12 protein-coding genes are annotated in these 11,829 nt (G+C 74.1%); 9 read left to right on the plus strand and 3 right to left on the minus strand.

Going from position 1 to position 11,829, the window contains the following annotated elements; genetic code table 11:
• Window positions 1-33 precede the first annotated feature (33 nt).
• Genes F7P10_RS28275 through F7P10_RS28295 form a run of 5 tightly spaced genes read left to right on the plus strand, consistent with a single transcriptional unit; the run spans window position 34 to window position 4,727 of the window.
• A complete protein-coding gene (locus tag F7P10_RS28275) occupies window positions 34-1,161 on the plus strand; it encodes an aromatic acid exporter family protein (RefSeq protein WP_151013800.1) in 1,128 nt (375 codons plus the stop codon).
• A 39-nt stretch (window positions 1,162-1,200) separates the two neighbouring features.
• The gene (locus F7P10_RS28280; protein WP_151013802.1) at window positions 1,201-1,941 is read left to right on the plus strand and encodes a PIG-L deacetylase family protein; all 741 of its coding nucleotides are present in this window, start codon (window positions 1,201-1,203) and stop codon (window positions 1,939-1,941) included.
• Window positions 1,938-2,651, plus strand: coding sequence for a 4-carboxy-4-hydroxy-2-oxoadipate aldolase/oxaloacetate decarboxylase (locus F7P10_RS28285; protein WP_151013804.1), 714 nt, complete (start codon window positions 1,938-1,940; stop codon window positions 2,649-2,651). Before F7P10_RS28280 ends, F7P10_RS28285 begins: the two co-directional genes overlap by 4 nt.
• Window positions 2,648-3,778, plus strand: a complete 1,131-nt coding sequence (locus F7P10_RS28290; RefSeq protein WP_254716068.1) for a 4-oxalomesaconate tautomerase — start codon at window positions 2,648-2,650, stop codon at window positions 3,776-3,778. Before F7P10_RS28285 ends, F7P10_RS28290 begins: the two co-directional genes overlap by 4 nt.
• Window positions 3,768-4,727, plus strand: coding sequence for a catechol 2,3-dioxygenase (locus F7P10_RS28295; protein WP_151013806.1), 960 nt, complete (start codon window positions 3,768-3,770; stop codon window positions 4,725-4,727). Before F7P10_RS28290 ends, F7P10_RS28295 begins: the two co-directional genes overlap by 11 nt.
• 9 nt (window positions 4,728-4,736) lie before the next feature.
• On the opposite strand, the gene F7P10_RS28300 is transcribed toward F7P10_RS28295, so the two are convergent.
• The gene (locus F7P10_RS28300; RefSeq protein ID WP_151013808.1) at window positions 4,737-5,522 is read right to left on the minus strand and encodes a DUF1932 domain-containing protein; all 786 of its coding nucleotides are present in this window, start codon (window positions 5,520-5,522) and stop codon (window positions 4,737-4,739) included.
• Window positions 5,523-5,613: 91 nt separating this feature from the next.
• Here F7P10_RS28300 and F7P10_RS28305 point away from each other — a divergent pair, with 91 nt between their 5' ends.
• The 3 genes from F7P10_RS28305 (at window position 5,614) to F7P10_RS28315 (ending at window position 9,355) form a co-directional block, all read left to right on the plus strand.
• A complete protein-coding gene (locus F7P10_RS28305; protein WP_254716069.1) occupies window positions 5,614-6,264 on the plus strand; it encodes a GntR family transcriptional regulator in 651 nt (216 codons plus the stop codon).
• 138 nt (window positions 6,265-6,402) lie between these two features.
• Window positions 6,403-8,445 (plus strand): elongation factor G, encoded by a 2,043-nt coding sequence (fusA, locus tag F7P10_RS28310; protein WP_151013812.1) that lies wholly within the window; start codon window positions 6,403-6,405, stop codon window positions 8,443-8,445.
• A 106-nt stretch (window positions 8,446-8,551) separates the two neighbouring features.
• Entirely contained in the window at window positions 8,552-9,355 is an 804-nt protein-coding gene (locus F7P10_RS28315; RefSeq protein WP_151013814.1) for a maleylpyruvate isomerase family mycothiol-dependent enzyme, read from the plus strand.
• A 23-nt stretch (window positions 9,356-9,378) separates the two neighbouring features.
• Here the strand turns inward: F7P10_RS28315 and F7P10_RS28320 are convergent, their stop codons facing one another.
• Together F7P10_RS28320 and F7P10_RS28325 are read right to left on the minus strand one after the other, a co-directional pair.
• A complete protein-coding gene (locus F7P10_RS28320) occupies window positions 9,379-9,882 on the minus strand; it encodes a nuclear transport factor 2 family protein (RefSeq protein ID WP_151013816.1) in 504 nt (167 codons plus the stop codon).
• Window positions 9,879-10,748: a TIGR03619 family F420-dependent LLM class oxidoreductase gene (locus F7P10_RS28325; protein WP_151013818.1), complete on the minus strand. Its 870-nt coding sequence runs from the start codon at window positions 10,746-10,748 to the stop codon at window positions 9,879-9,881. The genes F7P10_RS28320 and F7P10_RS28325 overlap by 4 nt, the downstream gene beginning before the upstream one ends.
• 178 nt (window positions 10,749-10,926) lie before the next feature.
• Between F7P10_RS28325 and F7P10_RS28330 the strand changes: the two genes are divergently transcribed.
• Window positions 10,927-11,823 carry an IclR family transcriptional regulator gene (locus tag F7P10_RS28330; protein ID WP_151013820.1) on the plus strand — a complete coding sequence of 299 codons (897 nt, stop codon included), beginning with the start codon at window positions 10,927-10,929 and terminating at the stop codon, window positions 11,821-11,823.
• Window positions 11,824-11,829: the final 6 nt, after the last annotated feature.

An 11,829-nucleotide genomic window follows, 5' to 3' on the forward strand; every position in this document is an offset into this window, starting at 1 on the left:
GTTCAAGGGCCGGGCCTCGGGCAGGGCACTTCGATGCGAGCGGGATACCTGGCGCGGCGCCTCGCGCCCCGGATGGACCGCCGGTCCTGGGAGGACCGGCTCAAGATCACGGTCAAGGCCGTCATCGCGGCGGTCGCGGCCTGGCTCATCGCCAAGCACCTGGTCGGGCACGCGGTGCCGTACTTCGCGCCGCTCGCGGCGCTGCTCGGGGTGTACCCGACGGTGGCGCGCTCGCTCCGGGAGAGCGTCGGCTACGGCGCCGGGTTCCTGGTCGGCGCGGGCCTGGCGGTCCCGGTCGGGATCTACATCGGCCCCAACGCCGCCGGGATCGCCGTCGTGCTGGTCATCGGGCTGCTGCTGTCGACCTGGCGCGGGTTCGGCAACCAGGCGGCGCAGGTCGCGTTCACGGCGCTGTTCGCGCTGCTGGTCGGCGGCCGGGAGGTCGCCGCGTACGTCCGCCCGCGCCTGGACGACGTCGTTATCGGCCTCGCGGTCGGACTCATCGTGAACATCACGATCTTCCCGCCGCTGTTCCTCCGGCGCGGTGAGGAGGCCGTGCGGCAGGCGCGCGAGTACGTCAAGGAGGCCCTGGAGGTCCTGGCGCGGAGCATCACCGCGCCGGACGGGGACTGGCGGCCCGGATGGGACGAGGAGGAGGCGCGCCTCGGGTTCATCATCGACCAGGCGCGGTACGCCACCGAGCAGGGACGGGAGAGCCTGCGCGGCAACCCGCGGGCGCTGCTCTGGGGATTCCGCCCGTGGTCCGCGCCGCGCAGCGGGCTGCGCGGCTTCCGGCTGCTCGCCGACCCGTCCGGGCAGTGGGCCGCGCCCCGCCGGATGACCACGCTCGAGAACACCGCCGCGTACCTGCGCTCGATCGCCGGGACGCTGCGCGAGGCGACCGAGACGGGCAGCGGGGAGGTCCGCCTCGCCGGGCCGTTCCGCGAGCGGTACGCCGGGCTGCTCGGCGTCCTCGCCGAGCTGGTCGGCTGCGCCGACGGCGCGGCGGAGGAGGAGGAGATCCGCGCCCGCGCCTGGGAGCGGCAGCGGGAGCTGGAGCGGCCGTTCGCCGAGCCCGGCACCGATGTGGCCGGCATCTGGGACCCGCACAAGGAGCTGCTCCGGCTGTCCCGGCTCACCCTCACCGCCCTGTCGCCATAATTGTTGACAATTTGGGTTACAGGGACGAATGTAGGTGCCATGAGCACTGCGCATTCCTCCGGGGCCCTCCTCGTGGTCAGCGCCCACGCGGGCGATTTCGTCTGGCGCGCGGCGGGCGCCATCGCGCTGGCCGCCGAGCGCGGCGACCGCGCCCGGGTCGTCTGCCTCAGCTACGGCGAGCGCGGCGAGTCCGCGCGCGCCTGGCGGGAGGGCAAGAAGCTGGACGAGATCAAGAAGATCCGCCGGGGCGAGGCCGAGGCCGCCGCCGCCGAGCTGGGCGCCGAGATCGAGTTCCTGGACGCCGGCGACTACCCGCTGATCGAGAGCCACGAGCTGGTGGACCGGCTGGTGCGCGTCTACCGCGAGGTCGAGCCGTCGGTCGTCCTGACCCACCCGCTCGCCGACCCCTACAACGGCGACCACCCCGCCGCCGCGCGGATGGCGCTGCAGGCGCGGGTGCTGGCGCAGGCGATCGGCTACGACGCCCCGGGCGAGCCGCTGGGCGCGCCGCCGGTGTTCTTCTTCGAGCCCCACCAGCCCGAGCAGTGCGACTTCAAGCCGAACGTCCTGCTGGACATCACCCCGGTGTTCGAGCGCAAGAAGCGCGCGATGGAATGCCTCCCCGCGCAGCAGCACATGTGGGAGTACTACACCGCGCTCGCGAAGCGGCGCGGCGTCCAGCTCAAGCGGAACGCGGGCCCGAACCTGGGGCTGCCCGTCGAGACGCTGGCCGAGGCGTACGTCCGGCTGTACCCGCAGACGACAGGGGAGCTGGCGTGAGGACGGTCGTGGTCACCGACCCGCCGCGCGCCGACTTCGCGCAGGTGGACGTGCTCGCCGCGTTCGGCGTCGCCACGGTGCACGAGGCGCTCGGCCGCACCGGTTACCTCGGGCCCGGCGTCCGCCCCGTCCACCTCGGGTCGCGGATCGCCGGGACGGCCGTGACGGTGCTGTCGTGGCCCGGCGACAACCTGATGATCCACGTGGCGGTCGAGCAGTGCCGTCCCGGCGACCTGCTGGTCGTGACGACGACGTCGCCGTCCACGGACGGCATGTTCGGCGAGCTGTTCGCGACGGCCCTGCAGCACCGGGGCGTCCGCGGCCTGGTGATCAACGCGGGGGTGCGGGACGTCGCCGAGCTGCACGCGATGGGGTTCCCGGTGTGGTCGGCGGCGGTCAGCGCGCAGGGCACGGTGAAGGCCACGCCGGGCGCGGTGAACGTCCCGGTCACCATCGGCGGGCAGGTCGTCCGGCCGGGGGACGCGATCGTCGCGGACGACGACGGCGTCCTGTGCGTCCCGCGCGAGCGCGTCGCGGACGCGGTCGCCGCCTCGCGCGCGCGCGAGGAGAAAGAGGAGGCGACGCGGGCGGCGTTCCAGCGCGGCGAGCTGGGCCTCGACCGGTACGGGCTGCGCGACCGGCTCCCGGGGATGGGCATCGAGTACGTCTCCCACGCCGAGTACGCGGCGGGGGACGGGGGCGGCGCGTGACCGAGCCCGCCCCGGACGCGGGCGTGCGCTGCATGCTGATGCGGGGCGGGACGTCCAAGGGCGCCTACCTGCTCGCGGACGACCTGCCGTCCGATCCCGCGGAGCGCGACGGCCTGCTGCTGCGCGTCATGGGCACCCCCGACCCCCGGCAGATCGACGGGATCGGCGGCGCCCACCCGCTGACCAGCAAGGTCGCGGTCGTGTCCCGGTCGGCGGACGCGGGCGCGCCGGGCGGCGCCGACGTCGACTACCTGTTCCTGCAGCTCGGCGTGGACGAGCCGGCGGTCTCCGACCGGCAGAACTGCGGCAACCTGCTCGCCGGGGTCGGCCCGTTCGCGGTCGAGCGCGGCCTCGTGGCGCCGGGCGACCCGGAGACGCGCGTCCGCGTCCGGATGCTGAACTCGGGGAGCGTCGCGACCGCGACGTTCCGGACGCCCGGCGGGCGCCCCGAGTACGCGGGGGACACCGCGATCTCCGGGGTGCCCGGGACGGCCGCCCCGATCCTGCTCGACTTCGAGGGCACCGCGGGCTCGGCGACGGGCGGCGCGCTGCTGCCGACCGGACGCGTCCGCGACGTGATCGACGGCGTCGAGGTGACCTGCGTCGACAACGGGATGCCGGTCGTGGTCGCCGCCGCGTCCGACTTCGGCGTCACCGGCGAGGAGCCCCCCGCCGAGCTGGAGGACCGGCTGCGCGACCGGATCCAGTCGCTGCGCCTGCGCGCCGGGGAGCTGATGGGGCTCGGGGACGTCGCCGCCGCGTCCGTCCCCAAGACCACCCTCGTCGCCCCGCCCCGCGCCGGCGGGACGATCGGCACCCGCACCTTCATCCCGCTGCGCGCCCACACGTCCATCGGGGTGCTGGGCGCCGTCACGGTCGCGACCGCCGTGCTCCTCGACGGCGCCGTGGGCCACGACCTCGCCGAACTTCCCGCGCCGGGCGAGCCGATGGGCATCGAGCACCCCACCGGACGCCTCGACGTCGACATCCGGCTCGACCCCCGGCGCGACGGGGCCGGGGACGGCGGCGTCCCGCGCGTCCGGCGGGCCGCGATCGTCCGCACCGCCCGCAAGCTGTTCGACGGCACCGCCTTCCCCCGACCTCCCGGAGACCCCCATGGATCCTGACCGGCCGCCCGCGCACGAGATCGCGCACGTGGGCCACGTCGAGCTGCTGACGCCCGAGCCGGAGAAGAGCCTGTGGTTCTTCACCCGCGTCATGGGCCTCACCGAGAACGGCACCGAGGGCGACTCGGTCTACCTGCGCACGTGGGACGACTACGAGCACCACTCGCTGAAGCTCACCGCGCACGCCACGTCCGGGATCCGCCGCACCGGGCTGCGGACGTCCTCGCGGGAGGCGCTCGACCGGCGGGTGCGGGCGATCGAGGACGCCGGGCTCGGCATCGGCTGGCGCGACGGGGACCCCGGACTCGGGCCCACCTACGTGTTCCGCGACCCCGACGGGCACGAGCTGGAGCTGTACTGGGAGTCGGAGTGGTACGAGGCGCCGCCCGAGCTGGCGCCGTCGCTGAAGAACCAGGCGCAGGCGTACCCGGCGCTCGGGGTCTGCGTACGGCGGCTCGACCACGTCAACTTCCTCGCCGCCGAGGTGGAGCCGAGCACGGAGTTCCTGCGGGACGTCCTGGGCGCGCGGCCCACCGAGCAGATCAGGCTCGACGACGGCGCGATCGCCGGTCGCTGGATGACGTTCACGAACAAGTCCTACGACCTCGTCTACACGCGCGACCGGACCGGCAGTAACGGGCGGCTGCACCACATCGCGTTCGCCACCGACACCCGCGAGGACATCCTCCGCGCCGCCGACATCTTCCTCGACAACGGCGTGTTCATCGAGACGGGCCCGCACAAGCACGCCATCCAGCAGACGTTCTTCCTGTACGTCTACGAGCCGGGCGGTAACCGGATCGAACTGTGCAACCCGGGCGCCCGGCTGATCCTCGCCCCCGACTGGCGGACGATCACCTGGACGGAGGCCGAGCGCGCCAAGGGGCAGGCGTGGGGCCTGCGGACCATCGAGTCGTTCCACACCCACGGCACCCCGCCGGTGCCCTGAGCGCCCGCGTCACTTCTCCGATTTCTCCGCGGCGAGCCGGTCCAGCAGGTCACGGCTCGCCGCGGCCATCACGTTCGGTACGTCCAGTTCGTCCAGCATGTCCGCCGCCGCGCGCATCTCGTGGGCCCGCCGGACGGCGTGCTTGTGCGTCCCCTCGACGAGCCGGTCGACCGTCGACTCGCCCGCGCGGACCAGCTCGTCCACGATGTCGGCGCGCAGCCACTCCTCGCAGCCCGCCGCCCGCGCGGCCTCCAGCGCCTCCACCACCGACGCCGCCAGGCCCTTGAAGAACACGCTGCGCAGCAGCTTGCGGCCCGCCGCGCTCCCCGCCTCGCCCGGCAGCACCGCCACCTCCGCGCCCAGCGGCCCGAGCAGTCCGGCGACGTCCTCCGCCGCGTCGCCGCAGGCCAGCAGCGGCGTGCGCAGGCCCCGGCCGGGCACCGGCGCCATGATCGCCACGTCCGCGAACCGGACGCCGCGCGCCGTCGCCAACCCGTCGAGTTCCCGCTTGAGGCTGGGCGGCCCGGTGTTCAGGTCGGCCCAGATCGCGCCGTCCGCGACCCCGGCGGCCCCGTTGCGGAACGCGTCCACGGCGTCGTGGGCGCTGTTGACGCTCAGCACCAGCGCCGCCCCCGCGACGGCCTCGGCCTCGCTCGCCGCGGGCGCGACGCCGTCCGGCGCGGCGACGGCCGGATCGTAGCCGCGGACCCGCGCGCCCGCCGCGACCAGGTCGCGGGCGAACGCGCCGCCCGCCTCGCCGAGGCCGAGAACCGTGATGACGGAGTCGCCGGACATGTGACCGCTCCCTGCTGGGCGTATGTGTCGTATGTGCTCGTCTCCGGATAGGCTAGGTCATCAACAAAATTGGCGACAATCTGGAGGGTCCGTGCCGGAGTCCAGCCCGACCGCCCCGGTGGCCGCCCGCATCCGGGAGGCGATCCTCGCCGGCGAGTTCGTCCCGAACCAGCGGCTCATCGAGGCCGACCTGTCCGACCGGTTCGAGGCCGGACGCGCCGCCGTGCGCGCCGCGCTGCTCGAACTGGCCAACGAGGGCCTGATCGAGCGCGTCCAGAACCGCGGCGCCCGCGTCCGGGCCGTCTCCCTGGCCGAGGCCATCGAGATCACCGAGGTCCGGATGGTGCTGGAGGGGCTGTGCGCCGCCAAGGCCGCCGAGCGGGCCACCGACGCCGACATCGCCGACCTGCAGGCGATCGGCGAGGACATGCGGGCCGCCGTCGCGTCCGGCGACGTGTTCGGCTACTCGGGCCTCAACCAGCGGCTGCACGCGCGCGTCCGCGAGATCAGCGGCCAGGGCACGGCGTCGGACGTCCTCGAACGGCTCCGCGCGCAGAACGTCCGGCACCAGTTCCGGCTCGCCATGCACCCCGGGCGCCCGCAGACGTCCCTGCCCGAGCACCTCGCGATCATCGACGCCGTCGCCGCCCGCGACACGGCCGGGGCCGAACGGGCCGCGCGGGCCCACCTCGAGAGCGTCCTGGAGACCCTCCCGAAGGTGCTGCCCGAAGACCGCCGCTGACGCCCCGCGACGGGTCCTGCGGCGGAAAACCCGTCGCTTTCCGATCATCCCTCCCGTTACGGTCACGGAGCCGCGATGCGGCGTACCCGCGTGCGCGGCAGGTCGTCGTTCCCGAGACCCGGAGGAGGGCAGATTTCGATGACCACAACGTTCCTGGGTGCGGCCGGTGTTCGCAACATCGGGATCATGGCCCACATCGACGCCGGGAAGACCACGACCGCCGAGCGGATCCTCTTCTACACCGGCGTCTCGCACCGCATCGGCGAGGTGCACCACGGCGCCGCCGCGCTCGACTACATGAAGCAGGAACGCGACCGCGGCATCACGATCGGCTCCGCCGCCACGACCTTCCACTGGTCCGTGGACGGCTCCGACCACACCGTCAACCTCATCGACACGCCCGGCCACGTCGACTTCATGATCGAGGTCGAGCGCTGCCTGCGCGTCCTCGACGGGGCCGTCACCGTCTTCGACGGCGTCGCCGGGGTCGAACCGCAGTCGGAGACCGTGTGGCGGCAGGCCGACCGGTACCGTGTGCCCCGCGTCTGCTTCGTCAACAAGCTCGACCGCGCGGGCGCCGACCCGCACCGCTGCGTCGAGATGATCGCCGACCGGCTCGGCGCCGTGCCGCTGCTCCTGCAGTTGCCGATCGGCGCCGAGGCCGGATTCGCGGGCGTCGTCGACCTCGTCGAGCTGCGCGCCCACGTCTGGACGGGCGAGTCGTACGAGGTCACCGGCGTCCCGGACGGCCTCGCGGACGACGCCGTCCGGTGGCGGGCCCGGCTCGTCGACACGATCGCCGAGCACGACGACCGGTTCCTGGAGCAGTACCTGGAGGGAGAACCGACCCACGAGCAGATGCACGCCGCGATCCGGCGCTTGACGATCCGGCGGGGCGACGTGACGGTGACGCCCGTCCTGTGCGGCAGCGCGTTCAAGAACAAGGGCGTGCAGCCGCTCCTGGACGCGATCGTCCGGTACCTGCCCTCACCGCTGGACACCGGGGACGCGGACCTCGCGGAAGCTCCGGAGGACGCGCCGCTCTCGGCGCTCGTCTTCAAGATCACGAGCGACCGGCACCTCGGGCGGCTCGCCTACGTCCGCGTCTACACTGGCCGGCTCGACTCCGGCGCGACGGTGCTGAACAGCGTCAAGGGCCGCCGCGAGCGGATCGGCAAGGTCTACCGGGTGCACGCGGACGAGCGCCGCGAGATCGACGCCGCCGCCGCGGGCGACATCGTCGCGGTCATGGGCCTCAAGCGGACCACGACCGGCGAGACGCTCTGCGCCGAGGCGCACCCGGTCGTGCTGGAGTCCATGGACTTCCCCGAACCGGTCCTCGAGGTCGCGATCGAGCCCCGCTCGGCGGCCGACACCGACCGGCTCGGCACCGCGATCCGGCGCCTCGCCGAGGAGGATCCGTCCTTCCGGGTGCGCGCCGACGCCGCGACCGGCCAGACCGTGATCGGCGGCATGGGGGAGCTCCACCTGGAGGTCCTCGTCGACCGGATGAAGGAGGAGTTCCGCGTCGAGGCCACCGTCGGACGGCCCCGCGTCGCCTACCGCGAGACCATCCGGCGCCCGGTCACCGGCGTCGAGCACCTGCACCGCAAGCAGACGGGAGGAAGGGGCCAGTACGCGAAGGTGAAGATCTCGGTCGAACCGATCCCGGACGGCTACGAGTTCGTCAACCGCGTCACCGGCGGGCGCGTCCCGAAGGAGTTCGTCCCGTCCGTGGACGCGGGCTGCCAGGAGGCGATGGGCGCGGGCGCGCTCGCGGGCCACGAGCTGACGGGCGTGCGCGTCACGCTCGTCGACGGCGACTTCCACGTCACCGACTCGTCCGAGCTCGCGTTCAAGGTCGCCGCCGCGCACGCGTTCGGCGAGGCCGTCCGGCGGGCCGCGCCCGTCCTGCTGGAACCGGTCATGGCGGTCGAGGTCACGACCCCGGACGAGCACATGGGCGCGGTCATCGGCGACCTCAACGCCCGCCGGGGCCGCGTCGAGGGCACCGCCGAGCGCGGCGGCGCCCGCGTCGTCCGGGCCCTGGTGCCGCTGGCGGAGATGTTCGGGTACGTCGGCGACCTGCGCGGCATGACGGCCGGCCGCGGCGTCTTCACGATGGAGTTCGACTCCTACGCCGAGGTCCCGAAGGCCATCGCGGACGGCATCACCGCCTGACGCCCCCGCGGCCGCACGGGCCCGCCGCCCGTGCGGCCTCGTGGCGCGGCCGGGCGCTCGCTAGGGTGGGCGATCCGGGCGCGGACGTGCTAGCAGGGAGGTCCGGATGGACGACGTGATGCGGGCGAACATCGACGCGTGGGAGCAGACCCTCCGGTCGTCCCTCGCACTCGCGGCGACGCTCGACGCCGCCGACTGGGACCGGCCGACCGAATGCCCGGGCTGGACGGTCAAGGACCAGTTCTCCCACCTCGTCGGCGTCGAGCGCGGTTTGCTGGGCGACCCGGAGCCCGAGGTCGAGGTGCCCGCGTTCGACCACGTCCGCAGCGACTTCGGCGCGTACCTCGAGGCCGCCGTGCATGTGCGCCGCGACGTGCCCGGCCCCGAGGTCGCGGCCGAACTCGCCGACGTCCTCGAACGCCGGCTCGTCCAGCTCGAGGGCATCGACCCCGACGGGCCGCTCCTCCTCCCGAACGGCAAGGAGGGCGTCTACCGGCGGATGATGGTGTTCCGCGCGATGGACTGCTGGACGCACGAGCAGGACGTGCGGCGCGCGGTCGGCCGTCCGGGCAACCTGGACGCCCCCGCCGCGCACTGCCTGTGGAGCATCCTCGGCTCCGGGCTGCCGATGGTCGTCGCGCGCCGCGCGAAGGCCGGGCCCGGCGAGTCCGTCCTGTTCACGATCGCGGGCCCGCCGTCGTTCCGGTCGGCGATCACCGTCGGCGCCGACGGCCGCGCCGTCCCCGCCGACCCCGAACCGGCGGAGTTCACCACCGAGCTGGCGATGGACCTGGAGACCTACGTCCGTCTCGCCGCCGGCCGCTGCACGCCGAACGCCGTCACCGTCGAGACGAGGGGCGACCGCGACCTCGCCGGCCGCATCCTCGCCACCATGCCCCTGACCACCTGACCACCTGCCCCCGGGCTCGGGCGTCAGTCCGGGAAGGCGGCGGACAGGAGGGCGGGGGATTCGGTGCGGCCGTCCAGGACGCGGTTGGTGCGGGTGACGGCGCGCCAGCCGGACGGGGTGCGGCGGAGCGTCCAGCGGTTGGCGGTGGCGCGGCGCAGCACGAAGCCGTCGGGCGAGTTGACGATCATGAGGGTGTAGCCGACGGCGGTGGCGTCGTCGCCGTCGACGGTGACGTGCGGCGGGCCGGCGAAGTGCGCGCAGCCGCCCTCGATCCAGCGGCGATGGTTCGCCGAGCCGACCATGGCCTCGATCTCGGCGGGGCTGCGCATGAGGATCTCGTCGACGTCGTAGACGCCGTCCTCGTCCCACAGGGCGGCGACCTCGGGGGCGCGGCCGCTGTCGACGAGCGGTGCGTAGGACAGGATCAGCCGGACGATCTCGCGTTCGTCCTCGAGCGCGCGAAGCCGGGCTTCGAGGTCGGCGCTACGGGCCTCGAGGGCCGCCACGCGGGATTCGACGCCGGTCACCGCACGTCTCCGAAGGTGAGGCCGCAGTCGAGTTCGCGCAGGGCGGCGAGTTGCTCGCGGTAGTGGCCGGGGGAGTCGGCGGCGAGGCGGACGCCCGCGACGGTCGCGCCCGCGTCCCGCAGGCGGCGCAGGGCCGCGGCGGCGCCGTCCGGGTCCTTCGCCGGGTCGAGGGGACGGGACGGGGCGAGGACGACGTCGAACCCGTCGGGCACGTCGGCGCCGGCGAGCATCGTCGCCAGGTCGTCGAGGGCGAGTCCGAAGGGGACCCAGCCGTCGGCGGTCAGGGCGCGGCGGAGGGAGCGGGCGGTGCGGCCGCCGATCCAGATGGGGACGTGCTCCTGGACGGCGTGGGGTTCGACCACGAATCCCGAGTAGTCGTAGTGGGAGCCGTGGTACTCGGGTGTGCGGCGGGACAGGGACGCCTGTAGCGCGGCCAGCGCGTCGTCCGCGCGCGCGCCGCGCTCGCTGAACGGCACGTCGAGCAGGTCGAACTCCTCCTGCAGGCTGCCCACGCCCAGGCCGAGCGTGAGGCGGCCCCCGCTGACCAGGTCGAGCGTACCGTAGCGCTTGGCGATGGCCAGGGGGTGGTGGTAGCCGAGCACCAGGACCTGGGTGGCGAGGCGGATGCGCGCGGTGCGGGCGGCCAGGTAGCCGAAGGTGGCGAGCGGGTCCCAGTAGACGCCGCCGCGCTGTTCGGCGGCCCCGGCGGGGACGGCGACGTGCTCGCTGCACGTGGCGTGGTGGTAGCCGAGGCGGTCGGCCGTCTCGACGATCCGGGCGAGGTCGTCGACGCTCGCGTCGCGCTCCCAGGCGGCGTGCCCGGGGGGCGGCTGGGCCACCACGGGCGTGACGATGCCGACGCGCATCGGGGGCTCCCTTCGGTAGGAAAACGTTCTAGCTTGGAGGCGGAGAGCGTCCCCGGTCTGAGGATCGATCCACAAGTTTGCCTGACCTGCTCTTACATGACCCCTTCCGTTGTCACCCAGCGCTTGCTACATTCACGTTAACAAGAATTCATTTCAGTCTTGTGCCCTGGGAGGTGCGATGGCCGAGCTCATGGCGCCCGGGCGGCGGGAGACGCCGCCGTCGATGGTCGAGCGGATGACCCTGATCCTGGACGCGTTCAACGGCCCGTCCGCACGGCTGACCTTGGAGGACGTCGCGCGCCGCACCCGGCTGCCGCGCTCGACGGCCCACCGGATCCTGGACCAGCTCGTCCGGCAGCGCTGGCTGTCGCACCACTCGTACGGGTACGGGCTCGGGCAGCGGGCCCTCGGGCTCGGCGGCCGGGACGGCGGGCACGGCAAGATCCGGGAGGCGGCGGCGCCGCTGCTGCACGAGCTGCAGGTCACCACCGGCCTGGTCGCGCACCTGGCCGTGCTGGACGGCGCCGAGGTCTTCTACCTGGACAAGCTGGGCGGGCGGCTCGCCACGTCCGTGCCGTCGCGGGTCGGCGGCCGGGCCCCGGCGCACTCCACCGCGCTCGGCAAGTCGATGCTGGCGTGGCTGGAGCCCGAGCAGGTCGACGCGCTGCTCGGCTCGGAGATCGCCCGGATGACCAGCCGCACCATCGGCGAGCTGGGCACGCTGCACCAGGAGCTGCACCGGATCCGGCAGCGCCGCGGGCTGGCGTTCGAGCGCGGCGAGTCGTTCCCCGGCATCGCCTGCGTGGCCGCCGCGATCCGCGGCGCCGAGGGCCCGGTCGCGGGCATCTCGCTGGTCGGGGACGTCCGCGCGCCGCTGGAGAACGTCGCGCCGCTCGTCGTCACCGCCGCCCGCGAGGCCTCGCAGGTGCTGTTCCCCGGCTCGGCCCCGTCCCGTCCGGACGGGACGCCGCGCGCGCGCAGGCCCGCGGCGGACCGGACGGGCGAGCGGGAGTGCTGGTCGGCCGAGACCATGAACCGGCTGCTCGCCGTGGAGGGCCGGGGCGACTGGATGTGACGCCAC

This window comes from Actinomadura sp. WMMB 499, assembly GCF_008824145.1.
GTDB lineage: Bacteria > Actinomycetota > Actinomycetes > Streptosporangiales > Streptosporangiaceae > Spirillospora.